Below are 26,141 nucleotides of genomic sequence, written 5' to 3' on the forward strand. Positions count from 1 at the left end.
CTGCCGATCATCCCTATGCGGGGACGTGGAGGAGCGGTGGATGGCCAGGGCGGCGGACGAGGAGGGCTCGACCCTCGTCGAGTTGATCGTGTCGATGGTCGTGCTCACCGTCGCGATGGCCGGCTTCGCCTCGTTCTTCGTCAACAGCTACCGCGCGGTCTACCAGCAGCGGGACCAGCGTGAGGCGGCCCAGCTCGCCAACACGGCGATGGAGCAGATCCGGGCGCTCAAGGGCAGTTCCCTGATCGTCGGCCGGGGCGAGGACGCGAGCACCAACCAGTGGACGAACAATCTGCCCGCGGTGATGGAGCCGTACTACAAGACCATCACGCCGGTGTGGCAGACCGACCCGGTGATCGCCAAGACCGCGGGCGCGGATGCGGCCCTCTCCACCGCCACCCAGCAGATGACCGTCAACGGAACCCTCTACCAGCGTTCGACCTATCTCGGCGGCTGCGAGATCTACGTCGGCAAGGGCGAGGGGTGCGTCAAACCGGTCTCGCCGGCACCGGTCGACAGCACCAGCGTGCTGAAGTTCTTCCGGGTGGTCGTCCTGGTCACCTGGAAGGGCACGAACTGCGCCGACAACGTCTGCACGCACATCGCCAGCACGCTGGTGTCCCGGGCGCCGGAACCGATCTTCGACATCAAACGCCCGTCACCGGTGGTCAAAGCCACCAGCGCCACCTTCTACAAGGGGGTGGCCGGGCAGTCCTTCCAGCTCACCGCCACCGGTGGTCAGCTGCCGAACACGTGGACCGCGAGCACCCTGCCGGCCGGGCTGAGCATGACCACGGCCGGGGTGGTCAGCGGCACCCCGACGACGGTGGGGACCACGACCGGCACGGTGACGGTGACCGACAAACTGGGGCGTACCGACACGGCATCGTTCACCTGGATCGTCATCCTGCCCCCCACGGTCACGGTCGCGGCCACGGTGAAGAACCACATCGGCGAGACGGTCAGCGTCAAACCGACGGTGTCGGGCGGGGCGAGCCCCTATGCGTGGGCGGTCACCGATCTGCCCGCCAACTGGACGTTCAACACGGACACCGGGGAGATCACCGGCACCGCCACCACGCTCGGAACCTGGACCCCCGGCATCACGGCCACCGACACCAACGCGATGGCGAGCGCCACCGTGCGGTACACCCACATCGTCTATCCGGTGGTGAGCGTGGCGGCGGTCGCCGACCGCAGCATCAACCTGACCTCGTCGATCACCGTCACCAACAGCGCGTCCGGTGGTGACGGCACCTACACCTGGAGCGCTACCGGAGTCCCGACCGGCACCTCCATGGCCGCGAGCACGGGGACGATCTCCGGTACGCCGCTGGTGCCCGGCCGGTACATCATCACGGTGACCGCGACGGACGCCACCGGTGGCACCGGGGGCACGGCGAGCACCAGTTTCGCCCTGACCGTGGCGACCAGCACCCAGCTGAACATCACCTCGCCGACCGGTGACCTCTCCACCCCGTCCGGGCAGTCGGTGTCCGTGCCGATCCAGAGCAACGCCGACCTGCTCGGGCTGGTCGGTCCCACGTACACGGTGACCGGTCTGCCGCCGGGCGTGAAGTACAACAGCGGCCAGGGCACCCTCACCGGCAAGCCGACCACACCCGGTACCTACCCGGTCACCATCGTCGCCAAGAACCTCACCCAGCAGTCGACGTACACCTTCATCTGGACGGTGACATGAGGATCCGGCACCGCGGCGACGACGAGGGCTTCACCCTGATCGAGATGGTCGTCACCACCACGATCATGACGTTCGTGACGCTCATGATCGTCAGTGCGACCACCGAGATGTACTCGATGTCGAACAAGACCGAACAGCAGTCGTACGCCCGCGAGCAGATCGACACCAGCTTCCGCCGGCTCGACAGCGATCTGCGGTACGCCATCTGGATCAACACTCCGGCGCAGGTCGGCACCCGCTGGTACATGGAGTACCAGCGGCCCACCCGGGACGCGGCCGGCGCCCTGGTCCTGATCTGCCGTCAGCTCAAGCTGGAGAACGGGGTGCTGAGCCTGGCGACGTGGAGCCTGCCGTCCACCACCCCGGGCACGCCGTCGACGATCGCGAGCGAGATCACCGTGACGGCCGGGGTGGCCCCGTTCACCCTCTACGCGACCGGCAGTTTCCCGTACGCGTCGGCCAGCCCCAACACCGCCGGTGTGGGACGCAACTTCTCCCCGGAACGTCAGCAGGTGCGGTTCCGTTTCAGCGCGAAGGTCGGGACCGTCACCGTGCCGCTCGACGTGGTGTTCTCGGCGCTCAACAACACCCGGAACACCTCCTCGATCAACGACTGCAGCAAAGGACGGCCGACGGTATGAGGACGTTCCACGTGCCGGACGACGACCGGGGCTCGCTGCCGATGGTCATGCTGGTGATCACCATCGGGATGTCGCTGTCGGCGGCGCTGGTGCCGGTGGTGCTGCGGCAGATCACCTCGACCCGGCTCCTGTTGAACCGCAGCGTCGCCATCAGCGCCGCGCAGGTCGGCATGGACATGATGATGGCGCGGGTCCGGGCGGCGTCGGACTCCGAGCAGTACGGGCTGCTGGAGAACCTGCCGGCGTGCCGGATGACCGGCGACGCGGGTGTCACCAGCGCCGGCGACACCCTGCGCTACGACGTCTCGGTCGGGTACCTCGACCAGGACGGCAAGGCCCTGAGCTGCCCGACGAACGACGTGCCCACCACCGCGACGGTGACCTCGGTCGGCACCGCGGGCACGGTCAGCCGGGTGATGATCGCCACCTATGTCTTCTCCACCAGCAACTCCAACATCCCGGGCGGCGCGATGCGGATCGCCGCCTCCAGCCTCGGCAACGCCTGCCTGGACGCCGGGACGAGCAAGCCCGCCGTCGGCGCCGGGGTCACCCTGCAGGTCTGCAACGGCAGTAGCACCCAGCAGTTCGGTTACTCCAGCGACCTGTACCTGAAGTTGGTCAACTCGGAGTCGTCGACGGCGACGAACGGCATGTGCCTGACGTCCGGTTCCTCCCACTCCAACGGTGTGGTCGTGGTGTTCAAGAAGTGCGACACCAGTACCACCCGGGACACGACGCTGCAGTGGAGCCTGGACGACGCCAGCCAGTACCGCACCGCCAGCGCCAGCTCGGCGGTCGAGGGTTACTGCCTGACGGTGAAGACGGCCGGTCAGGCCGGCAGCCCGATCGTGCTGGGCAGCTGCAACAACAGCAGCACCTTGAGCATCTGGCGGGCGGACACCGGTGTCGGTGCCGGAATGGCCGGTGACGACACCAACCAGCTGGTGAACTATGCCCAGTTCAGTCGCTGTCTGGACGTCACCGGCCAGGACCCGGGGGCGTCGTACATGATCGCCTGGTTCTGCAAGCAGGCCCCGAACGGCGTCGTCACCTGGAACCAGCAGTTCATCCATCCGACGCCGAAGGCTCCGGTGATCTCGCTGACCGGCAACATCACCTTCATCAAGAGCAACGTCACCTACTGCCTGAAGTCGCCGCAGACCGTCGCCGTCGGCACCTGGGTGACGGCCGAGAAGTGCACCAACGGCAACAAGACCGACTACCTGCAGTGGACCGTCTACCACGACACCGGCGACTACGGCACCAGCTACCGGATCATCGACTCCAAGGGGTACTGCCTGGAGCCGACCGACCAGGCGCTGCGGGGCACCTACTCGGCCGGCTTCCACAGCGACGGCACCAGCAAGGTCAAGGTGGTCACCTGCAGCAGTTCCGAACTGCAGAAGTGGAACGCTCCCGCCAACATCAACAAGCCCAGCCCGATCGTCGACCTCCGCGACCCGGACTGCAACAAGCCGACGTCGGGCCCGGTGCCCACGCCGGACAGCAAGTTCTGTCCCAGCTGACGACGCTCAGAAGGTGACCACGACCTTCTCGGCGGCACCCGGGGTGGAGCCCAGCGTCAGCGCCCGCTGCGCCTCGTCGAACGGGATCCGGTCGCTGATCAGCAGCTCGTACCGCTGCCAGTGCTCGACGATGTCCTTGGTGACTTCGAAGATCTCGGTCGGGTAGCCCATCGACAGCACCACGGTGAGTTCGGTGGTCAGCAGGCTGCCGAAGTCGACCGGCACCGGCTTCTTGTGCACCGCCACGATGCCCAGCGTCGCGCCGTGCTTCACCGCGGACAGGGCCGTCTCCAGGACCACGGGCGCACCGGCCGCGTCCAGGTAGATGTCGGTGTCCGGGCGGGCGCCCCGGACGAAGCTGCGCGGCGCCTCGCCGTGGATCTCGATGAGCCGCTGGACGACGTCCTCCTCGGCCGAGTTGATCACGGCGTGGGCGCCGACCTTCAGCGCCTTCTCCAGGCGGTTCGGGACGATGTCCACGACGACCACGTGCGCGCCGCGCAACTCGTACCCGATGGCGGCGCCGAGACCCACCGGGCCGGCGCCGAACACCACCACCTTGTCGCCCGGCTTGGGGTTCGTCCGGTTGACCGCGTGGCCGGCCACCGCCATCGGCTCGTTGAGCGCGGCCACCTCGAACGGGATGTGCTTCGGCACGGTGACCAGGTGCGTGCCCAGCCGCGCGCCGCGGACCAGCACGAACTCGGCGAGTCCGCCCTGCGCGCCGCCGCTGCCGACGATCCCGTCGTCGAACGCCATCGGGTTGAGCACCACGTGGTCGCCGACCGTGACGCCCTCGACCTCGGCGCCGACCTCCACCACCTCACCGGCGGGCTCGTGGCCCAGCGGGGTGGCGCCCTGGCGCGGCGGGATGCCGCCGACCGAGATGTACAGCCCGTCCGACCCGCAGATGCCGCACGCCCGGATCCGCACCAGCACGTCCGCCGGGCCGGCCACCGGCTTGTCGATCTCCACCACGCCGGTCTGTCCGGGTCCGGTCACCTGTACCGATTTCATCGAGGCCTCCACTAATTCGATTAAGTTGAGAGGTAGAGTAGCTCGCGTGACGGGCCCACGGCGAGCGACGATGCGAGACGTCGCCCAGGCCAGCGGGGTCTCCGCGGCGACGGTCAGCTTCGTCCTCAACGACAAGGCCGGCCAGACCATCCCGGAGGCCACCCGCGAACGGGTCCGCCGGGCCGCCGCCGACCTCGGCTACATCCCCCACTCCATCGCCCGCGCGCTCCGCGAGGGCAACTCCCGGATCGTCGTCCTCGAGGCCGGCGGTCTGCCCCGCGGTAACAGCCTGGACGGCTTCATCACCGGCCTCGACGACGAGCTCGCCGCAGCCGGCTTCGGGCTGCTCGTGTCCTACTCCGACGGCCCGTCGTCCCGGGCCGCCGTCGCCGCGGTCTCCCCACGCGCCGTCATCGATCTGCAGGGCGTCTACCGCAGCCCCGACCGCGAGGTCGCCGACGGCGGCTGGATCGACGGGATGGCGGCGCACACCACCACCCAGATCAGCCACCTGATCGAACGCGGACACTCGCGAGTCGCCATGGCGGTGCCGGCGTCACTCGACCCGTTCTTCGCGCTGATGGCCGGTCACATCCGCAACGCGGCCGTCGCGGCCGGGCTGCCGTCACCGCCGTTCCTGGTGGCCGACTCGCCCCTGGTCACGGACCGTCTGCACGCGTTGCGGGAGGACGGTTTCACGGCGATCGCCGCCGTCTGGGACGACCTTGCCCTGGCCGTCCTCGCCGCGATGACCGACCTGGGCTGGTACGCCCCCGCCGACCTGGCAGTGATCGGTTTCGACGACACGGCCCACGGTGCGCTGTGGCGCCCGGCCCTCACCTCGGTCCGGATCGACGCCCGCTCCTACGGCCGCCGCATGGCGCGCACCGTCCTCGACCTGCCCGTCGGTGACGCCTCCCCCGCGCCGGCCGAGATCGTCCGGCGCGCTTCAACCTGAAACAGTTCATCCGGTACGCGGAAAAGTCACGCCAAGGCAAGTGTCACGATCGCGCCCGCGTTCGACAGTCGTGTCGCCAGCAGCGTCATCTCGGCCGATGTGCCGGTGACGCCCTCGCCGGTGAGCGCGTCGTAGGTGCCGAGCGCCTCGGGGATCGTGGCGCCCTGTCTCCGGAGGACGGCCAGCAGGCGTACCTTCACCGGCCGGTTCCGCTCACGATCGGCGCGCAGCCGGGACCGGCCCTCCTCGGCGAGGAGCACCTCGCGCCAGGGGTCGGGCATCTCGTCCCAGCCGCACTGCTCCTCGACGGCGCCGCACCGGGGGCAGGAGGTCTCGATCGCCCACGCGATCCGGTCCGTGACCACGGTCTGGGCAGGTGTCACCACGGCGAGATCCCCGCACGCCGCGCACCTCTGCCGGACCACGCGCAGCTCAGAAGAAGTCGCCGGACACGTGCCGGGGTGAGCCGTCGGCGGTGGCGGTCGCCGCATAGGTGTCGCCACCCGCGTCCCGCCCGCCCGATGCGTACGTGTATTTCGCGGTAAATGTGTATTCGCCAACCGGCAACGTGTCCGCCGACGACAGCGTGAACCGGTAGACCAAGGCGTCGGACTCCTCGATCACCGCCACCGTGACGCTGCCACCGGGCGCGTGCTTCGTGCCGCCCCGCGACACCAGACCCTCGGTCCGGGCCACCCGGATGTCCACCTGCAGGCCGGTCAGCGCGGCAGCCGTCTTGAGGGTCACGACGCTGGCGCCCTGCGTGTCACCGCTGTCCGGGTCGACCGAGCCGTCCGACCACAGCGGCCCGTCGCTCACCAGGGAGGCAGGAGGCGTGGGCGAGGCGGTGGCGGTCGGTTCCGGGGAGCGCGTCCCCGTCGGACGGGCAGACGAACGCGACGGCGACGGTGACGCCGACGGCGACCCGGTGGTCGCGGTCGGATCGGGTGACGCCGCCGGTGACGATGTGACAACCGGCGTCGCGTCCGGCCGGTCGTTGTTGCCGGCCAGGGCCCAGTTGGCGACGCCACCCCCGGCGAACAGAGCGGCCACCGCGGCACCCACGGCGGCGAGGCGCATCCGGGGACTGCGTCTCGGCGTGTGGCGGTGTGACGCGGTGGTGCGGGCCGGGTCGGTCATCGCGGCCGCGGTGATCCGCTGCAGCATGGCGGACCGGTCGGGCTGGTGACCGTCGGCCTCGGCGCGCAGGGCCGCCCGCAGCTCGTCGTCGGAGAGCCTCACCGTGCCGCCTCCCATCCGTCGAACCGGGCACTGTCACCGAGTATGTCGGCCAACTGTTTCGCGCCGCGCGAGGTGGCGCTCTTGACCGCGCCGACCGAGATGCCGAGGATCCCGGCGACCTCGCGTTCCGGCATGTCGAAGGCGTAGCGCAGGACGACACAGGCGCGGCGGCGTTCCGGCAGCCGGCGGAGGGCGCCCCGGACGTCCAGCACCGCGGGCACGTCGGTGTCCCGGCCCCGGCGGAACGCCTCCAGGGTGAGCAGGCGTTCCCGGCTGCGGCGGCGTACCCAGTTGCGGGCCAGGTTCATCACCACACCGTGCCCGTACGCGGCCGGGTCGTCGGCGGCGGTGACCCGGTCCCAGTGCCGCCAGATCTCGGTGAGGGCGTCGGCGGCCAGGTCGTCGGCGACGTCCGATTCGCCGGTCATCAGGTACGCCAGGCGGGACAGGGAGGCGTGATGCCGCTCGAAGTACGCGTGGAACGCATCGTCACGCACGATGTCACCCCCTCAGCGAACGGCCGAACCGGGCGACGCGAACGACCGGACCGGACGACGGTAGAGATACCGGCGGTTCCGCGGCAAGAGGCGTGAGACGTGAATCCCAGATCCGCCCGGAGCAGCGGTGACCGTGCTCCGGGCGTACCCCGGAGAGATCAGGTCAGCGGCGGGACCGGGACCGCGGAGACCCGCCAGATCCGGGCGGCGTAGTCGGCGACGGTCCGGTCGGAGGAGAAGAAGCCGCTGCGGGCGCAGTTCAGGACCGACATGCGGGTCCACCGGTCCTGGTCACGCCAGGCCTTCTCCACCTCGTCCTGGCAGTCGACGTACGCCCGGTAGTCCGCGAACGTCAGGTACTCGTCGTGGCCGAGCAGCGAGCTGGCCACCTCGTGCCCGACCCCGCCGAACGTCCCGGAGTTGATGGCGTCGACCGCCGCCTTCAACTCGGGGTCCCGCTCGTAGTACGACCACGGCCGGTACCCGGCCCGCTGCCTGTCGGTCGCCTGGAACGCGTCCAGGCCGAAGAGGAAGAAGTTGTCCGCGCCGACCCGGGCCCGGATCTCGATGTTGGCGCCGTCGAGGGTGCCGATGGTGAGCGCGCCGTTGAGGGCCAGCTTCATGTTGCCGGTGCCGGACGCCTCCTTGCCGGCCAGCGAGATCTGCTCGCTGAGGTCGGCGGCCGGGATGATCCGTTCGGCGAGGGTGACGTTGTAGTTCTCCGCGAAGACCACCGTGAGGTACGGGGAGACGACCGGGTCCGCCGCGATGGTGGCGCCGACCGCGTTGATCAGCCGGATGATGTTCTTGGCGGCGTGGTAGGCGGGTGCCGCCTTGCCCGCGAAGAGCACCGTGCGCGGCACCCAGTCGCCGGCCGGGTTCTCCCGGATCCGCTGGTACTGGGTGATCACGTGCAGCAGTTTGAGCTGCTGCCGCTTGTACTCGTGGAACCGCTTGATCATCACGTCGGTGAGCGAGTCCGGGTCGCCGGCGCCCAGGGCCACCTTGTTGGCCCGCTTGATCGCCCGCCAGCGCCGCAGGAACGACGCGTCGTCGGCGAACGACTCCAGTTCGGCGAGGCGTTCCAGGTCGTGCAGCCAGCCGTCGTCGCCGAGGCTCTCGGTGATCAGGTCGGACAGGCCCGGGTTCGCGATCTTGATGAAGCGGCGGGGCGAGACGCCGTTGGTGACGTTCTGGAACTTCACCGGCCACAGGTCGGCGAAGTCCTGCAGCACGGTCTCGCGCAGCAGCTTGGAGTGCAGTTCGGCGACGCCGTTGACGGCCTCGGTGCCGACCACCGCCAGGTGTGCCATCCGGACCCGGCGCTCGCCGCCCTCCTGGATGATCGACATCCGGCGGAGGCGGTCGGTGTCGCCGGGGAACCGCTGCTCGACCTCGCGCAGGAAGTGCATGTTGATCAAATAGATGATCTCCAGGTGGCGGGGGAGCAGACGCTGGAACAGGTCCACCGGCCAGGTCTCCAGCGCCTCCGGCAGCAGGGTGTGGCAGGTGTACGCGAACGTCCGCCGCGTGATCGACCAGGCCTTCTCCCACTCCACGTCGTACTCGTCGACGAGCAGCCGCATCAGCTCGGGGATGGCGACCGTCGGGTGCGTGTCGTTCAACTGGATGACGGTCTTGTCGGCGAACTCGTCCCAGTCCGAGTTGCGCAGCCGGAACCGGCGCACGATGTCCCGCAGCGAGCAGGAGACCAGGAAGTACTGCTGCTTGAGCCGCAGTTCCCGGCCCAGTTCGGTGCTGTCGTCCGGGTAGAGCACCTTGCTGATGTTCTCGGCGCGGACCATCTCCTGGACCGCCTCGGCGTACTGGCCGGCGGAGAAGCGGCTCAGGTCGAAGGAGGCCTCGCTGCCCCGGGCCCGCCACAGCCGGACGATGTTGACCGTCTCGGTGCCGTGGCCGGGGACCAGCATGTGGCTGGGCTCGCCGAGGACCACCTCACCGGGCACCCAGCGCTTGCGGGTGGCCGAACCGGGCACCGGCTCGGTGTGGCCGTAGAACCCGACGGTCTGCCGGTCGTCGGGGGCCGGGAACTCCCACGGGTTGCCCTGGAAGGCCCAGTCGTCCGGCCGCTCGTGCTGGCTGCCGTCCGCGAGGGACTGTTTGAAGATGCCGAAGTCGTAGCGGATGCCGTAGCCCACCGCCGGGATGTCCCGGGTGGCCATCGAGTCCACCAGGCAGGCCGCCAGACGGCCCAGGCCGCCGTTGCCCAGGCCCGGCTCGATGTCCAGGTCCTCCAGCTCCTCAAGGGTGTAGCCGAGGGCCTTGAGCGCCTCGGCGGCGATCTCGCCGGTGCCGGAGTAGAGCAGGTTCTGTTCCAGCTGGCCGCCGAACAGGTATTCGGCGGAGAGGTAGTAGACCCATCTCGGGTTGCTGGCGTAGTGGGCGGCGGCGGTTCGGGCCCGGCGTTCGGCCAGCCGGTCACGAACGGTCAGGGACAGGACCTCGTACGCGTCCCGGGCGCTCGCCGACTCGACGGTGGTGCCCCGCCGGTAGAAGAGATTGTTGGCGAGATCCTGTTGGAAGTCCTCAACAGTCGTTCCCAGCCGGCGAGGGCTGATGCCACGAAGATCCATGTGGCCCATTCTGCCGCGATCACGTTACCGGTGGCTGACGTTCGCGGTTCCGCGTGGCAGACTCTCTCACCGTGCTCGCCTCGTTACTGCCGCCCCAGGTGTCCATCGCCGAGGCGTACGTGGACGACGAGTCCGAGCCCTGTTTCCCGGGCGAGGAGGATCTCGTCGAGAAGGCCGCTCCGGGACGCCGCCGGGAGTTCGTGACGGCCCGCCGCTGCGCCCGTGAAGCGCTGGGCATTCTCGGACATCCGCCGGTCGCGATCCGGCCCGGCCCGAAGCGTGAGCCGCTCTGGCCGGAGGGTCTGGCCGGCAGCATCACGCACTGCACCGGATACCGGGCCGCAGCGGTCGCGCGGATCGCCGACGTGGCCGGCCTGGGCATCGACGCCGAGCCGCACGGCCCGCTGCCGCACCGGGTGGTCGACGTGGTGACCGCGCCCGGCGATCTCGAGCACCTGGCCGAGCTGGCGAAGGCCGAGCCCGGTGTGCACTGGGACCGTCTGCTGTTCAGTGCCAAGGAGTCGGTCTACAAGGCGTGGTACCCGCTGGCCCGCACCTGGCTGGGCTTCCAGGACGCCACCCTGGTGATCGACCCGGTGGAGCGGACCTTCACGGCCCGCATCCTGATCGAGGCGCCGATCGCGGAGTTCCACGGCAGATACGTGATCGGCAACGGCCTGGTGGTGACCGCGGTCAGCCGTAGTGCCTAGTCCGGGGCCAGATGCTCGCCCACGATTCGGTCGTCTCGCACACGTACACCCGGGTGCCGGTCTCCTCGTTCTCGACGCCGAACGCGTTGCTCAGCTGGAAGGCGACCCGGCAGCTCTGGAACAGCTCGATCGCGCGGGCCGGGGGCGCCTGCAAGACCGCGATCACCACGTTCCTGCCCTCCGGGGGCGGTCCGAGCCGCCACAACTCGTTGTGTCCGCTGTAGACCGGTGGCAGGCGCAGCCGCGGCCCGTACCGGTCGAGCGCGCCGGCCTCGCCGTAGTTCCCGGCGTACAGAATCGTTCTCCTCCGGTAGGCCGGTGGCAGCGCGGTGTAGACCGCGGCGACCTGCCAGACGTACTCCCGCCAGCCGATCTGGTCGGCGACCGTCTGGTTGAGCGCGGGCACCGGCGTGGCACTCAGCCGGTCGGCCGGGATCACCGGCAGGGCGCCCGCGACGCCGATCGCGATCGAGAGGCCGGTGCCGGCGGCGAGCACGGCCTGGCGTCCGATGTGCCCGGTGATCCACCGTTCGGTGGGCACCGTGCCGATCGCGAACAGGGCATGGAGCAGACCCATCGAGTAATAGGGCGCTCCGGCCATCACCAGCAGCAGGATCAACATCAGCGGGTACGCCACCGCGAGCGCCCGGATCTGCCGGAGCCGGGGGTCGCGTACCAGGGCGACGATGCCGGCGATCCAGACCGGCGGCAGGATCATCAGCGCGAACTGCAGCGGCAGCATCAGCGTGCGGTTGTCGCCGCCCCGCTCGTCGGCGAGCGCGGCGGCCATCGTCACCTGCGGGAAGCCCTCGACGATCTGGTAGATCAGGTTCGGCAGGCCGACGAGCACGGCCAGTCCCGCCCCGGCCCACAGCCATCGTGAGGTGAGCACCCGGCGCGGTCCGGCGATCAGGATGCCGCCGGCCAGACAGAGGAGCAGCAGCACCACCAGGTGCTTGTTGTAGAGCCCCAGCCCGGCCACCAGACCGGCGCCCAGCCAGGCCCGTTCCCGTCCCCACAGCAGCGCGCGGATCGCGCACAGCAGCACGCCGAGCCAGACCAGCAGGTCGGTGACGGCGGTCGAGGTGACGTGCGCGGCGGAGAGCGGGAAGACGCCGAAGACGCCGGCCGCGGCGAGGGACTGGGCGACCGCACCGCCGTTGAGTTCGCGGGCCACCGCGGCGGCGAGCACGGCGACGAGTCCGAGCAGGATCGCGGGCGGTACCCGGATCGCCCAGTCGGTGTCGCCGAACGCCTCGATGCCGAGGCGGGCGAGCATCGGGGTGAAGGGCGGCTGGTCGAGGTAGCCCCACTGCGGGTCGCGGGCGAGCATCCGGAAGTAGAGCTCGTCGCGGTGGTAGTCGTACCGGTGGGCGGTGGTCAGCAGGAGCAGCGTCGCGGCCGCGGCGATCAGGCCGACGGGCCACCAGACGATCGGCCGGCGACCGATTTCCATACGTTGTGTATCCGCTACCTCACTCAGCGCATCGACCACGGCCACAGCGTACGAGCTGCGTGCCGCCTTGTCTCGGGGGGCTCCACGGATGGACGACGAGTGTCATCATGAGACCCCGAAGCGTATCGATGTCCACGAAGGACGGCTGCCGTGCGCGAACCGGAGAACGATCCCGCGGCCGAACGAGCCCGCGACGGCGTGCGCGCCTGGATTCGCGCGGCCGGCCGGCGCACCACGTCCGGACTGCGCAGCGCCAGCCCCTACGCGATCCTCGCCCTGCTCACCGCGTCCGCGGTCGCTCCCGTCGCCGGGGCCGCGCTCGGCACCGGCGACACCGTCGCGGCCGGCCTCGATCAACTGGGTGGGGTGGGCAGCAACTTCCTCGCCGACACGGTCGCCGGAGCCGCGAAACGACTCCGCGACGAACGCGACGACGGTGTGCCGCCGAGTGACGAACGTCTCCGTGAGGCGATCGCCGCCGACCTGCTGCCGCGGCTCGCCGCCGCCGACGAACAGGGCCGCGCGTTGCACGAGGAGATCTCCCGGGTGCTGCGCGAGGTGGACGCGATCGGCACCGCCATCGCCGAGGCCGCACTCACCGACGAGGACCTGCGCGCGGTCCTCGAGGCCGCCTTCCGCGAACTGGGCCTCGGTGTCGACGAGCTGCGCTGGATGCTCGCCGACGTGCGGCAGGGCGTCGACGGCCTCCGCCAGCAGCTCGCGGTGCAGAGCCTGCGCCTGCACGAACAGCTCGACGACGTCCGGCGGCACCTAGTCGCGGTCACCCGGGAACAACTCCCGGCGGACACCGGGACACCGGCCGAGGTGCCGGGTGGGACGATCCCGCCGTACCCCGGCCTGGTCGCCTTCCAACCGGAGGACTCACCCTGGTTCCGCGGCCGGGAGGCGCAGGTCGCCGAACTGCTGGGCCGCCTCGCCGAACAGGCGGTCGGCGGTCCGCCGCTGGTCCTCACCGGGGTCTCCGGGGCGGGTAAGTCGTCGCTGCTGCAGGCGGGTCTGCTGCCCGGCCTCGCGGGGGGAGCGCTGGGCGAGGGGGCGTCGGCCTGGGCGTGGATCCCGACCACCCCGGGGGTACGCCCGCTGAGCAGTCTCGTGACCCGCCTGCAGGCGCTCGCCTCCTCCGACGCGTCCTCGGTCGGTGAGCTGGCCGCGGCGGCGACCGCGGCGGGCCACCGGCCGGTGATCATCGCGGACCAGTTCGAGGAACTCTTCACCCAGTGCCCCGACCCGCAGGAACGTCTCGCGTACGCCACGGCGCTCGCCGACGCCGCCCCGGCCCTGGTGGTGATCGCGGTCCGGTCGGACTTCTACCCCGCCTGCGTCGAACTGCCGCCCCTGGCCCGGATCCTGGCCGCCGGTCACGTGGTGCTCGGCCCACTCGACGCCGAGGCGGTCCGCCGTGCCGTCGTCGAACCCGCGGAACAGGCCGGCCTCGCCGTCGAACCCGGACTGCCCGACCTGCTGCTGCGCGACCTCGGGGTCGACGGCCGTGACGGGTACGAGCCGGGCGCGCTGCCGCTGCTCGCCCACGCCCTGCGCGCCACCTGGGACCGCCGGGAGGGCCTGCGCCTGACGGTCGGGGCGTACCGATCCACCGGCGGGATCCGGTACGCCGTCGCGGAGAGCGCCGAACACATCTACCTGGAGATGCCGGCCGACGACCGGGACCGTCTGCGGGACGCCCTGCTCGCCCTGGTCACCGTCTCCGCCGACGGCACCGTGGTACGCCGTCGCGGCGAGCGGGCCGCCACCGACTCCCGGGTGCTGCGCCGGCTGGTCAAGGCCCGCCTGGTGACGGTCGGCGCGGACACCGTGGAGATCAGCCACGAGGCGCTGCTGACCAGCTGGCCCCGGCTGGCCGGCTGGCTCGCCGACGCCCGCGAGGACCTGGTGCTGCGCCGTCAGGTGGTGGAGGCGGCCCGGGACTGGGACGCCTCCGGCCGCGACCCGGACCTGCTGCCCCGCGGCTCCCGCCTGCTGGCGGCCCGCGAGCGGGTGCCGGCCGGCGCCGGCGTACCCCCGGTGGTGGGGGAGTATCTCGAGGCCGGGTGGGCGGCCGCGGAGAAGGCCGAGCTGGCGCGCCGGCAGGCGACCCGGCGGCTGTGGCGGCTGGTGGCCGGTCTCGCGGTGGCGCTGCTGCTCGCCGTCGGTGGCGGCCTGATCGCCCTGGACCAGCGGCGCGGCGCCGAGGAGACCACCCGCTGGACGGCGTCCCGGCTGCACGGCACCGAGTCGCTCGCCGCGCTGTACGAGGACGACGCGGCGGCGATCCGCAGCGCGCTGGAGGCCTGGAGCGAGGGACACACCGTGGAGGCCCGCAGCGCCGTGCTGTCCGCGCAGATGCTCCCGTTGGTCGGCCGTCTGGGCACCGGTCCCGGCGGCGGGGCGGTGGCGATCAGCGCGGACGGCGCCCGGATCGCCGTCGGCCACGTCGACGGCACCGTCCAGCTGTGGGACACCGCGACGCTGAGCCCGGCCGGACCGCCGTTGCGGCTCGAGTCCGGCAAGCCGGTCCACACGCTGGCGTTCTCGTCCGACGGCCGCTACCTGGCGTCCGGCACGCTGGCGATCCCGGGCGGCGGGCAGATCTGGGACGTCGCCACCGGCCGGGCCCACCGCACCCTGGAGGGCATCGGCCCGTTCGCCTGGGTCCCGGGCACCAGCCGGGTGGTCGGCGACCTGGCCGAGCCGGCCGGCGGGCGTTACCGGGTGGGTGTCTGGGACGCCGTGACCGGTAGGTTGACCCGCTCGCTGGCGATCGGCACGAAGCCGGCGATGTTCCTGGCGGTCAGCCCGGACGGCAGGTATCTCGCCGAGTCCGACACCGTGTACGGCGTCCGGGTGTGGCGCATCGGCGACGGCGCCCGGGTCGCCGAGCTGCCCGATGCCGGGCTCTACCTGAGCTTCGCGCCGGACGGCACGCTGGTCACCAACAGCACGAACGGGCAGATCCAGCAGTGGTCCGTCCCGGCCGGCAAGCGGCTGCGCAGCGTAACCCCGGACGACGGGAAGATCCACCAGCCCGGGCCGGTCGCGGTCACCCGCAGCGAGCTGGTGGTGGCGCCGGCGGGCGAGCGGACCTCGGCGCTGTGGTCGCTGACCAGCGAGGCGACCGGTTCGCTGAACACTGGGCTGACCAACTACCGGGCGGCCGCGGCGTCGGCGTCCGCGCCGTACGTGGTGATCACCGGTCCCGAGGAACCGACGGTGGTCTTCCGCCTCTCGTCCAACTGGATGCCCGCCGACGAGGCGGTGTACGACGTCGCGTTCTCACCGGACGGCACCCTGGTGGCCGGAGGGGGTGAGGACCGGAAGCTGCGGATCTGGGACGCCCGGAGCCGGGAGGAGACCGTCCGGGTTCCGCTCGCCGGGGTGCCGCAGGGCATCGGGTTCGGCGCGGACGCGACGGTGGTGGTGGCAACCCGCCCCGACAAGGCTCTGACCTTCTTCGGCCCGGACGGGCGGCGCCGCGCCACGGTCCGCCTCGACGGCGATCCGAAGGACCTGGTGGTCTCCCCGGACCGGACGCTGGTGGCGGTGTCGACCGGTGGCGGCCTGGCGGAGGTGGACGACAAGGTGCCGGGGGTGGTCGCCGTCTACGACTTCACCGGTGAACTCCGGGGACGGATCGTTCTCGGCGACCATCTGCACACCGCGTACGCGATCGGGTTCTCCCTGGACGGCACCCGCCTGCGGGTCCTGGACACCGTCGTCGACGCGGCGGACAGCGGATCCGGGGGGACCAAGGAGATGGTGCTGCGTACGCTGCGCACACCCGACCTGGCCGAGGAGGGCGAACCGCAGGGGATCGGCGACTACCAGGCTCTCGACATGGCGACGGCGCCGGACGGGCGGACGTACGCGGCGGCCGGCACCGGCCGGGTCGTCGAGGTCCGGGCCACCGCCGACAACCGGGTGGTGTGGCGTTCGAAGGAGCAACTGGACCAGATCGACCGGGTCGCGTTCTCGCCGGACGGCCGGACCCTCGCGTCGACCGACGTCAACGGGGTGATCCGGCTCTGGGACACCGGCACGTGGCAGATCCGGGCAGTCCTGACCGGGCATCAGGCGTCGGTGGTCAGTTTCGACTTCTCGCCGGACGGTTCGATGCTGGCGAGCGCCGGTGCGGACGCGACGGTGGGCATGTGGCCGCTGGACGAGGCGGTGGCGGTCCGCCGTCTCTGCGCCGTCGAGATCCCGTTGAGCCGCAACGAGTCCCGCGACCCGGCAGCCCCGTGCCGCTGATCCGATTCGGTCGTGTCCTGCGTAGCCGGCGTCGGGCTGCTGATCCCGTTCGGCCGTGTCCTGCGTAGCCGGCGTCGTGCTGCTGATCCGGTTGGGCCGCGTCCCGCGTGTCCGGCGCGGGCCCGCCGTGCCCACCCGCTGAGGTCCGCCGTTGATCCCCGCTGGATGTTAGGTTAGCCTAACCTTGCTCGGCGGGAGTCTTCGAGGCGATGGTCCTCCTGCTGGATGGGACGCTACCCGGTGCGCCGGCACTTCCTCGGTCCGGCGCACCGGGTCGCACCCCCACTGACTTCGCGCCCCGGTCGCTCCCCCGGCCGGGGCGCTTTCCCGTCTCCGCACACTCCGCCCGCGCTCCCGGGATCGTCGCTCCCGCAAGGTGCCCAGCCGTCGCCCACGGCTGTTCCCGGCCGCTCTCGCAGCCGTGGGCGACGGCTGGGTTGGTTCGGCCGTGCGTGAGGGCTGTGGTCGGCCTGTTGGGGAGCCGTGGGCGACGGCTGGGGTCGGTCGGCCGTGCGTGAGGGCTGTTTTGGGCCGCCCTCGCAGCCGTGGGCGACGGCTGGGTTGGTTCGGCCGTGCGTCAGGGCTGTGGTCGGCCTGTTGGGGAGCCGTGGACGACGGCTGAGGGGGGTCGGCCGTCGACGGTGGCGGTGGGGGCGGGCGGATCAGATCTGGCGGTCGCGGCCGGCCACCATGCCGGCGATGATCTGCGGAACCATCAGGAGGGCCATCAGGCCGAGCGGCACCCGCCACCCGTCGGTGGCGTCGTGCAGGGCGCCGATCACCAGCGGTCCCGGGATCGCGAACAGATAGCCCACACCCTGGGCGAAGGCGGATAGTCGCACGACCGTTCCCGGGTTCTTGCCGCGCAGCGCGATCATCGTCAGGACCAGCGGGAACGCGGTGTTGACCACGCCCAGCATGACCGCCCAGACCCACGGCGCGGCGGTCGGCGAGATCATCAGGCCGAGCCAGCCGGCGATGCCGAACAGGCCGAGGACGAGGGCGATCAGGCTCTGCGAACGGAACCGGCTGATCAGCGCGGAGAGCACGAACGACAGCGGCACGCCGAGGAACGAGGTCGTCGCGAAGAGGATGCCGGCCATCTCGGCGGAGATGCCCGCGTCCCGGTAGATCTGCGGAAGCCAGCCGATGATCACGTAGGCGGAGGTGGACTGCATGCCGAAGTACACGCCGAGGGCCCATGCGACCGGGTGCCGGCTGATGCGTACCGGGTCCGGCGCGGGGGCGGGCGTGGCCTGCGCGGCGGCCCGGTGGTCGCGTGCCATCAGCGCCCACGGCGGCAGTGCCACCAGCGCGGCCAGCGCCCAGCAGGCCAGCCCGAGCCGCCAGTCGTCGCCGAACGCGCCGGTCAGCGGCACGGTCGCGGCGGCCGCCGTGGTGGCGCCGATGTTCAGCGCCACCGAGTAGAGGCCGGTGATCGTGCCGATCCGGTCGGGGAAACGGTCCTTGACGATCGACGGCAGCAGCACGTTGGCCAGTGCGATACCGGCCATCGCGATGGCGCTGAACAGCAGGAACAGGATCGGTCCGCCGGTGAAGGGGCGGATCGCCAGGCCGCCGGCGAGCAGTGCCATGCCCCCGAGGATCACCGGCGCGGCGCCGAAGCGCTGGGCCAGGCGGGGCGCGGCCAGGCCGATCGAGGCGAAACACAGCACGGGTACGGACGTGAGCAGCCCCGCCATCGTCGTGCTCATGCCGAGGCCGTCGCGGATTTCGGTGAGCACCGGTCCGACGCTGGTGACCGCGAGTCGCAGGTTGAGCGCTGCCAGCAGGAGTGCGATCAGCGCGAAGAGCGGCCCCGACCGTCGTCCCGTCCTCGGTTGCACCGTCTGTTCACTCTGCGTCGCCACGGCCTCATCATGGACCCGCCGTGAGGTCCGATGCGCGCCCGGGTGTGTACGGTCACACGGCCCGGGCGCCACTTACCGATGGGGTCAGACGGGCGCGGGAGTCTCCTGCTCACGCTCGGTCTGCTCGTTGAAGTCGCGCTTGCTGGACTGCCAGCCGTCCTCGTTCATGCCGCGCCGCCAGTAGCCGGAGATGGACAGCTGGTCCATCGTCAGGCCACGTTCCCGGCGCAGGTGGCGGCGCAGGTCGCGGACGGCGTTGGCCTCGCCGTGCACGAACGCGAGGACGCGGCCGGCCGGGAACTCGTAGCCGCGGACGGCGTCGCAGAGCAGCTCGCCGACCGGGCGGGTGCCGCGGTGCAGCCAGGTGATCTCCGCGTCGGCGAGGGTCTCGAGTTTCTGCTCCTCGTCCGGCCCGTCGATCTCGATGAAGGCCCGGATCTTGGCGCCCGCCGGCGCGCCCTCGAGGGACGCGGCGATGGCCGGCAGCGCGCTCTCGTCGCCGGCCAGCAGGTGCCAGTCGGCGTCGGGCTCGGGCCGGTAGGCGCCGCCGGGGCCGAGGAACCGCATCTTGTCGCCGGGTTTCGCGTTGGCGGCCCACGGTCCGGCGATGCCGGAGTCGCCGTGCACCACGAAGTCGACCCAGAGTTCCTGGACCTCGGGCAGCCACTTGCGCACCGTGTAGGTCCGGGTGACGGGCCACTGCTCGCGCGGCAGGCTCTCCCGGATCAGGCCCATGTCGAAGGGCTCCGGATATGCCACGCCGTCCTGCGGGAAGAACACTTTGATGTAATGATCGGTGAACTCGCCGGCCGGGAAGCCGGCCAGGGCGTCACCGCCGACCACCACACGCACCATGTGCGGGGTCAGCTGCTCGACTCGGGTGACCACGCCCTCGATGGCCGGTCGCGCCGGTCTGTTCGCCATGACTGCACCTCACTGCCGGTGGAGAGATCTCAGTAGGTGAGGCTACCCTTATTTTCTGTGAGTGACCGCCCCGCCTCTGCGTTCAGGGAAAGTTGTCCCCGATAGGCGCCCTGATCGGGTGAACGCGGTAACTCAGGGTAGTGGATCGTGAACGCGAAAAGGCGGGCAGGACCTCGTGAGAGGTTCTACCCGCCTCGACGATCGGCGCCGCGGGGGTCAGCGCCAGTTGTTGCGGGGACGGTTGTTCCGCATGAAGGCCAGGGAGATCAGGGCGATCAGCAGGAGCACCGCACCGCCACCGAACCAGGCGATGTTGTTGCTGATCAGGCTGAGCGGGCCGGTCTCGGCGCTGGTGGCCGGCGGCTCGGCGATCGTGTCGGTGTTCGGCTGGTCCGCATCCGGGGCGCCGTCGTAGTCGCTGCCCGAGTCGAGAGTGCCCGCCTCGTCCGTGCTGTCCGGGGTGGGGTCCTCGGTCGGCGCGGTGGTCTTCTTCGGGGTGCTCTTCGTCGTGGTCTCGCTCTCCTCGTTCGAGGAGTCGGACGAGTCGGAGTCCGAGTCGGACTCGGAGTCGGACGGCTTGGTGGTCGCCTTGGTGGTCGACTTGGTCGACCCCGAGGTGGTCTCCTCGTCCTCGTCGTCGGCGTTCGAACCGGAGGCGTCGGCCTCCTTGGTCTTGGTGACCGTGGTCTTCGGGGTGGCCTCGAACGTGGTCTTCGGGGTGATGGTCGCGGCCGGGGTGGTCGGCTTCACGCCGCCGGTGTTGGTGTTGTTCCCCCCGTTGTTGCCACCGCCGTTGTTGTTCCCACCGCCCCCGTTGTTGTTGCCGCCGTTGTTGTTCCCACCGCCCCCGTTGTTGTTGCCGCCGTTGTTGTTCCCACCGCCGTTGTTGTTGCCACCGCCGTTGTTGCCGCCCCCGTTGTTGTTCCCGCCCCCGTTGTTGCCACCGCCGTTGTTGTTCCCGCCACCACCGTTGTCGCCGCCGTTGCCGCCGACGGTGATGCGCACCGAGTCGAGGGCGGGCGTCTGGTTGGCGCGTTCCATCATCGGGATGCGGTGCGAGCCGTCACCGGCCCAGGAGGAGCACTGCGCCTCGCCGTCGGTGGGCAGGCCCGGCACCTGGATGGTGACCGTGTCCGGGGTGGCCGAGCCGCCGTTGTCCTCGGTCGCGACGAAGAACGCCGGGACCGGCTCGGGGGCGGGCGCGGCGTCGGTGCTGTCCAGCATCCGGCACGCGGTGTGGAAGTGGCCGCGAACGAGACCGTTCTGCAGGACCGAGCTCTCCACGTAGTACCCACCCTGGCCGGCCGCGAGGAAGCGATCCCGGATCAGGTTGCGGGTGCTGATCTTCAGCGTGAAGGCGGTGTTGGCCTGGACCTGGGTCGGCGCTTCGGTGATCAGCAGCGTGGGGTTGTTCGCCGCCGCGCCGACCTCACCGAACTCGGTGGAGACGCACCGGTTGCCCTTCTGGAAGCCGTCGTGCGGCTCGAGCTGGCTGTCGACGCAGGTGTCGGTGAGGATCTGCAGGTTGTTACCCACGATCTTGCCGGCCCCGCTGGTGCCGTCCTGTGTGTCAGCGGAGGCGATCTGGGTGAATCCGATGACACCACCGGCCGCGGCGACCACTGCGCCGACGGCGAGCAGCCGGGTACGTCGCTGACCCGAGCTTCGCATGACGTGACCTTCTTTTCGCCGATTACCGGACTGCCGGCGGCCGATCCGGCGCCGACGACCAGACGTTAGGAGCCCTGCTCACAGAAAGCAATTCCGGGACGTGATTTGATGGTTTCCTACGGCGGACTTAAAGAAAAAATATGGTTCTGCCATCGAACCCCCGGCATCATCCGAACGGATGATGTCCAGGGTTCACCGCGAGCAGCATGCACCGGGCTGAGCAGGACGGCCGCAAGACCACCCCCGGAGGGTGCCGGACTCCCGGCCGGAGCGGGAACGGCGCGTCACATTGACGTCACGAAGAACGTCTATCGCACTGCCGGGCGTCCGGAAGAATGTTCCCCCGGAAAGGTGAAAAATCTCATTCCGATCGTCGGTGGTCCATGCCTTGATCGGAGCCTGAGGGGGATGTCGGCGCCGGAATCCGCTCACTGCAGGAGGCGTCGATGTGACTCTCTGTGATGAGGGGTCGCGGCCGGTGTGGTATGCCGGGGTTGTTGCGAAGAGGTAAAAGAAACTCAGGGCCATTGACCCCTACCACTGAGCTGAAGATCCTGTTCCCACAGCGCGGCCACGGCCTCCCGATGGAAGGTGGCGCAAACTGGAAACGATCGAGTTCGATGTGGTGGTGGTCGGTGGTGGCACTGCCGGATCGGTGGTCGCCGCGCGCCTCTCCGCCGATCCCGGGGTACGGGTCTGCCTGGTCGAGGGTGGACCGTCCGACGTCGGCGACGACAACGTGCTGCTACTGCGGAACTGGTTGAACCTGCTGGAGTCGCCGTACGACTACGACTATCCGACCGTCGAACAACCGCGTGGGAATTCGCATATCAGACACTCCCGCGCGCGAGTCCTGGGTGGTTGTTCGTCGCACAACACCATGATCAGTTTCTTGCCGCCGGCGGAGGACTTCGCCGACTGGGTGGCGGCCGGCGCGACCGGCTGGTCGTACGACGCGATGCTGCCCTACTGGGAGCGGCTGGCGGTCGCGATCACCCCGGTCGGGGAGAAGGATCGCAACCCGCTGACCGAGGACTTCGTGGCGGCGTGCCACACCGCGCTGGGCGTACCGGTGATCGAGGACTTCAACGCCGCGCCGTTCGTGGACGGCGCCGGATTCTTCGCGGTCGGCTACGACCCGGACACCGGTGTCCGCTCGTCCGCGTCGGTGTCGTACCTGCATCCGCACCTGGACCGGCCCAACCTGACGATCCTCACCGAGACGTGGGCGTACCACCTCGACCCGGATCGCGGCGTGACCGTCCGGGACGCCGACGGCACGAGACTGATCCGGGCCCGTCACGAGTACGTCCTGAGCGCCGGCGCGATCGACACCCCGCGCCTGCTGCTGCTCTCCGGCATCGGTCCCGCCGCCGACCTGGAGGAACTCGGCATCGAGGTGCGGGCGGACCTGCCCGGCGTCGGCGATCACCTGCTGGACCACCCGGAGTCGCTGATCCTCTGGGAGGCGAGCCGGCCGATCCCGCCGATGTCCGCGATGGACTCGGACGCCGGCCTGTTCGTCCGGCGGGAGCCCGGTGCCACCCGGCCCGACCTGATGTTCCACCTCTACCAGATCCCGTTCACGGTCAACACCGCGCGTCTCGGCTACGACGTGCCGGAATGGGGCTTCGGCATGACCCCGAACATCCCGCGGCCGCGTAGTTCCGGGCGGCTCCGGCTGGCGGACGCCGATCCGGGCACCAAGCCGCTGCTCGACTTCGGGTACTTCACCGATCCGGAGGGCTACGACGAGCGGACCATCGTGGACGGGTTGCGCCTGGCCCGCGAGGTGGCCGCCACCGAGCCGTTCGCCTCCTGGATCAAGCGGGAGATCGCGCCGGGGCCGCATCTGCGTACCGACGAGGAACTCTCCGCGTACGGCCGGGCCGCCCACCACACCGTCTATCACCCGGCCGGCACCTGCCGGATGGGCGCGGCCGGCGACCCCGGTGCCGTGGTCGACCCGGAGCTGCGGCTGAAGGGCTTCGACAACGTCCGGATCGCGGACGCCTCGGTCTTCCCGGTGATGCCCACGGTGAACCCGATGGTCACCGTCTTCATGATCGGCGAGAAGGCCGCCGACCTGGTCGCCGCGTCCCTGGCGGGCGACCGATGATCGAGGTCGAGCGGCTCTGGAAGGTGTTCGGCCCGCGGGCCGAACGGGTGCCCGGTTCGCCGTTGGCCGCGTTGCCCCGCGCCGAGCTGCGCGACCGGCTCGGCTGCCTGGTCGCGGTCCGGGACGTGAGTTTCCAGGTGGCGGCCAACGAGGTCTTCGTCGTGATGGGGCTCTCCGGCAGCGGCAAGTCCACGCTGGTGCGCTGCCTGACCCGGCTGATCGAGCCGACCGCCGGCGAGGTGCGCATCGACGGCGAGGCGGTGCGGGCGATGTCCGCCAAGCGTCTGCGGGAGCTGCGCCGGCACCGGGTGGCGATGGTCTTCCAGCATTTCGGCCTGCTGCCGCACCGCCAGGTCCTGGACAACGTCGCCTACGGGCTGGAGATCCAGGGCGCCGGCCGGGCGCAACGGCACGCGCGGGCCGCGGAGGTGCTGGAGCTGGTCGGGCTCACCGGGCACGAGCGCCAGTTGCCGGAGCAACTGTCCGGCGGCATGCAGCAGCGGGTCGGCCTGGCCCGCGCCCTGGCGACCGATCCCGAGGTGCTGCTCTTCGACGAGCCGTTCAGCGCGCTCGACCCGCTGATCCGCCGGGACATGCAGGCCGAGGTGCGGCGGCTGCACGCCGAGGTCGGCAAGACGATGGTCTTCATCACCCACGACCTGGCCGAGGCACTGACCCTGGGCGACCGGATCGCGGTGCTGCGCGACGGCGAGCTGGTGCAGGTCGGCACGCCGGAGGAGCTGGTCGGGGCGCCGGCCGACGACTACGTGGCCGACTTCGTGCGGGACGTGCCGCGCGCCGACGTGCTGACCCTGCGCTGGATCACCCGGGACGCGGCCGAGGGTGAGGAGCTCGAGGACACCCCGCTGCCGCAGGACACCGTGATCCGTGACGCGGTGGCCCGGGTGCTGCGCGCGGATCGCCCGGTGCCGGTGGTCGACGGGGACGTGCGGGTCGGTGTGGTGGATGCGGAACAGTTGCTGCCGGCCCTGCTCGGGCATCGCCGGCAGGTTCCGGCGTGACGGTGACGACCGCCGGCCGGGAGACCGGCGCGGCGGAGGACGGGGCGGGACACCCAGGTCGCTGGGGCGCGGCGGGACTGCGCTCCGGGCGTACCCGTATCGCGGTCCTGGTGGTCGTGAGCGTGGTGGCCCTCCTCAGCTTCCGCACGACGGCGGCCGCGGATTCCTCGGACGCCGCGGCTTTCCGCTTCTTCGACGGGGTCCGGGACTGGGTCGACGCGAACCGGGACGTCAACCCCCTCTTCCTGTACGGCGTGAACTACATCCGCCTCGGCGTGCGCCTGCTCGTCGACGCGGTGAGCGCGGGGTTGACCGGTCTCGGGTTCGCCGGCCTGGTCGCCGTGGCCGGGGCGCTGGCGCTGGTGGTCGCCGGGTGGCGGGCCGGGCTGCTGGCGGTGACCGGTTTTGTGGCCTTCGCCGTGCTCGGCCTCTGGGTCGAGAGCGTGGAGACGCTGGCGCTGACCCTGTCCGCGGTGCTGATCGCGGTGGTGCTCGGCGTGCCGCTCGGTGTGCTGGCGGCCCGGGTCCGCTGGGTCGGCGCGGCGCTGCGACCGGTGCTCGACGTGATGCAGATCCTGCCGACCTTCGCCTATCTGGCGCCGATGACGCTGCTGTTCCTGATCGGCTCGCCGGCCGCCGTGATCGCCACTCTGATCTACGCGGTGCCGGTGACCATCCGGATCACCGAACTCGGCATCGCCGGTGTCGCGCCGACCGCGGTGGAGGCGGCGACCGCGCAGGGCGCCACCCGGCTGCAGCTGCTGACCGGGGTGCGGCTGCCGATGGCCCGGCCGACGCTGGTCCTCGCGGTCAACCAGACGGTCATGATGGCGCTCTCGATGGCCGTGGTGACCGCGCTGATCGACGCGCCGGGGCTGGGCCAGAACATCATCCGGGCGCTGGAGCGGGTGAACGTCGGCGCGGCCTTCGACGCCGGCCTGGCCATCGTGATCATGGCGGTGGTGCTGGACCGGGTGACCACCGCGGCGTCCCGGCGCAGGCCGCACTCCTGGCGGGTGGCGGTCCCGGTGCTCGGCGCGGCGGCCGTGGTCGCCGCGCTGCCGATCGGCGACGCCGTGCCGCGGTTCTCCTTCGCGGCGCCGGTCAACGAGCTCACCGGATGGGTCGAGCTGCACTGGTACGACGTGACCGAGTGGCTCAAGAACACGGTCAGCGCGATTCTGCTCAACCCGCTCGAGACCACCCTGACCACCACGCCCTGGTGGCTGTTCACGGTGCTCGTGCTGGTCGCCGGGCTGCTGATGGCGGACTGGCGGTCGGCGCTGATCGCGGCCGCCTCCGTCGCCGGGGTGAACGGTCTCGGCCTCTGGCAGCACGCCATGCAGACGCTGGCCACCGTCCTGGTCGCCACCGTGCTGACCATGCTGATCGGGGTCTGGGCCGGGGTGCTCTGCGCCCGGCACGACCGGCTGGCCGTGCTGACCCGTCCGCTGCTGGACGCCGCGCAGACCATGCCCTCCTTCGTCTACCTGCTGCCGGCGGTCGCACTGTTCGGCGCGAGCCGGTTCACCGCGATCGTCGCGGCGGTCATCTTCGCGGTCCCGCCGGTGGTCCGGCTGGTCGAACGCGGGGTCCGCGACGTGCCCGCCACGGTGGTGGAGGCCGCGCTCTCGGCCGGCTCCACCCCGCGCCAGTTGCTCTGGAAGGTGCAGCTGCCGATGGCCCGCGGCGGTCTGCTGCTCGCCGCCAATCAGGGGATCGTCATGGTCCTCGCGATGGTCGTGGTCGGCGGCCTGGTCGGCGCGGGTGCGCTCGGATACGACGTGGTCGCCGGGTTCTCCCAGCGTGAGGACTTCGGCCGGGGCCTGGCCGCGGGCTTCGCGATCGTGCTGCTCGGTGTCCTGCTGGACCGCCTCACCCAAGGGTTTCATCGTTCGACGAAGGGCTCTCGACAATGAAGTTGC

Annotated in this window: 17 protein-coding genes and 1 pseudogene; 9 read left to right on the forward strand and 9 right to left on the reverse strand. The window is 70.8% G+C overall.

The features are described from left to right. The first annotated feature begins 40 nt into the window (after positions 1-40). Genes QSK32_RS29330 through QSK32_RS29340 form a run of 3 tightly spaced genes read left to right on the forward strand, consistent with a single transcriptional unit; the run spans position 41 to position 3,869 of the window. On the forward strand, positions 41-1,702 hold the full coding sequence (locus QSK32_RS29330; protein ID WP_285473752.1) for a type IV pilus modification PilV family protein: 1,662 nt from the start codon (positions 41-43) through the stop codon (positions 1,700-1,702). After that, complete coding sequence (locus tag QSK32_RS29335) at positions 1,699-2,343, forward strand: PulJ/GspJ family protein (protein WP_285473753.1); 645 nt, start codon at positions 1,699-1,701, stop codon at positions 2,341-2,343. Before QSK32_RS29330 ends, QSK32_RS29335 begins: the two co-directional genes overlap by 4 nt. Continuing rightward, positions 2,340-3,869: an RICIN domain-containing protein gene (locus tag QSK32_RS29340; protein ID WP_045742820.1), complete on the forward strand. Its 1,530-nt coding sequence runs from the start codon at positions 2,340-2,342 to the stop codon at positions 3,867-3,869. The genes QSK32_RS29335 and QSK32_RS29340 overlap by 4 nt, the downstream gene beginning before the upstream one ends. Positions 3,870-3,875: 6 nt before the next feature. Here QSK32_RS29340 and QSK32_RS29345 read toward each other — a convergent pair whose 3' ends face one another. After that, a complete protein-coding gene (locus QSK32_RS29345; RefSeq protein WP_045742873.1) occupies positions 3,876-4,886 on the reverse strand; it encodes a zinc-dependent alcohol dehydrogenase in 1,011 nt (336 codons plus the stop codon). Between the two features lie 70 nt (positions 4,887-4,956). On the opposite strand from QSK32_RS29345, the gene QSK32_RS29350 reads away from it, so the two are divergent. Then, positions 4,957-5,844 carry a LacI family DNA-binding transcriptional regulator gene (locus tag QSK32_RS29350; protein ID WP_285473754.1) on the forward strand — a complete coding sequence of 296 codons (888 nt, stop codon included), beginning with the start codon at positions 4,957-4,959 and terminating at the stop codon, positions 5,842-5,844. A 26-nt stretch (positions 5,845-5,870) separates the two neighbouring features. Here QSK32_RS29350 and QSK32_RS29355 read toward each other — a convergent pair whose 3' ends face one another. From QSK32_RS29355 to QSK32_RS29370, 4 genes are all read right to left on the reverse strand, one after another. Next, complete coding sequence (locus QSK32_RS29355) at positions 5,871-6,230, reverse strand: hypothetical protein (RefSeq protein WP_285473755.1); 360 nt, start codon at positions 6,228-6,230, stop codon at positions 5,871-5,873. A gap of 46 nt (positions 6,231-6,276) precedes the next feature. Further along, positions 6,277-7,086, reverse strand: a complete 810-nt coding sequence (locus QSK32_RS29360; protein ID WP_157411051.1) for a hypothetical protein — start codon at positions 7,084-7,086, stop codon at positions 6,277-6,279. After that, on the reverse strand, positions 7,083-7,583 hold the full coding sequence (locus QSK32_RS29365; RefSeq protein ID WP_285473756.1) for a SigE family RNA polymerase sigma factor: 501 nt from the start codon (positions 7,581-7,583) through the stop codon (positions 7,083-7,085). Before QSK32_RS29365 ends, QSK32_RS29360 begins: the two co-directional genes overlap by 4 nt. Positions 7,584-7,741: 158 nt before the next feature. Continuing rightward, positions 7,742-10,177: a glycogen/starch/alpha-glucan phosphorylase gene (locus QSK32_RS29370; RefSeq protein WP_045742824.1), complete on the reverse strand. Its 2,436-nt coding sequence runs from the start codon at positions 10,175-10,177 to the stop codon at positions 7,742-7,744. Positions 10,178-10,230: 53 nt separating this feature from the next. On the opposite strand from QSK32_RS29370, the gene QSK32_RS29375 reads away from it, so the two are divergent. Further along, positions 10,231-10,887 carry a 4'-phosphopantetheinyl transferase family protein gene (locus QSK32_RS29375; protein WP_285473757.1) on the forward strand — a complete coding sequence of 219 codons (657 nt, stop codon included), beginning with the start codon at positions 10,231-10,233 and terminating at the stop codon, positions 10,885-10,887. Here the strand turns inward: QSK32_RS29375 and QSK32_RS29380 are convergent. Next, positions 10,871-12,343 (reverse strand): glycosyltransferase family 39 protein, encoded by a 1,473-nt coding sequence (locus tag QSK32_RS29380; RefSeq protein WP_285473758.1) that lies wholly within the window; start codon positions 12,341-12,343, stop codon positions 10,871-10,873. The genes QSK32_RS29375 and QSK32_RS29380 overlap by 17 nt on opposite strands. A gap of 150 nt (positions 12,344-12,493) precedes the next feature. On the opposite strand from QSK32_RS29380, the gene QSK32_RS29385 reads away from it, so the two are divergent. Further along, entirely contained in the window at positions 12,494-16,609 is a 4,116-nt protein-coding gene (locus QSK32_RS29385; protein WP_285473759.1) for an AAA family ATPase, read from the forward strand. Between the two features lie 662 nt (positions 16,610-17,271). Here the strand turns inward: QSK32_RS29385 and QSK32_RS29390 are convergent. The 3 genes and pseudogenes from QSK32_RS29390 to QSK32_RS29400 form a co-directional block, all read right to left on the reverse strand. After that, positions 17,272-18,480, reverse strand: coding sequence for a CynX/NimT family MFS transporter (locus QSK32_RS29390; RefSeq protein WP_285473760.1), 1,209 nt, complete (start codon positions 18,478-18,480; stop codon positions 17,272-17,274). A gap of 84 nt (positions 18,481-18,564) precedes the next feature. Continuing rightward, on the reverse strand, positions 18,565-19,404 hold the full coding sequence (locus QSK32_RS29395; RefSeq protein WP_285473761.1) for a siderophore-interacting protein: 840 nt from the start codon (positions 19,402-19,404) through the stop codon (positions 18,565-18,567). 990 nt (positions 19,405-20,394) lie between these two features. Next, positions 20,395-20,937: pseudogene (locus tag QSK32_RS29400) on the reverse strand (Pecanex-like protein 1); the annotation flags it as partial. Positions 20,938-21,697: 760 nt separating this feature from the next. Between QSK32_RS29400 and QSK32_RS29405 the strand changes: the two are divergent. From QSK32_RS29405 to QSK32_RS29415, 3 genes are read left to right on the forward strand one after another with little or no spacing between them, the layout of a single operon-like run. Further along, on the forward strand, positions 21,698-23,194 hold the full coding sequence (locus QSK32_RS29405; protein ID WP_285473762.1) for a GMC family oxidoreductase: 1,497 nt from the start codon (positions 21,698-21,700) through the stop codon (positions 23,192-23,194). Beyond that, on the forward strand, positions 23,191-24,216 hold the full coding sequence (locus QSK32_RS29410; RefSeq protein WP_045742831.1) for a quaternary amine ABC transporter ATP-binding protein: 1,026 nt from the start codon (positions 23,191-23,193) through the stop codon (positions 24,214-24,216). Before QSK32_RS29405 ends, QSK32_RS29410 begins: the two co-directional genes overlap by 4 nt. Next, complete coding sequence (locus QSK32_RS29415) at positions 24,213-26,135, forward strand: ABC transporter permease (protein WP_285473763.1); 1,923 nt, start codon at positions 24,213-24,215, stop codon at positions 26,133-26,135. The genes QSK32_RS29410 and QSK32_RS29415 overlap by 4 nt, the downstream gene beginning before the upstream one ends. Positions 26,136-26,141: the final 6 nt, after the last annotated feature.

The sequence above is a fragment of the Actinoplanes sp. NBRC 101535 genome, assembly GCF_030269225.1.
Classification (GTDB): domain Bacteria; phylum Actinomycetota; class Actinomycetes; order Mycobacteriales; family Micromonosporaceae; genus Actinoplanes; species Actinoplanes rectilineatus.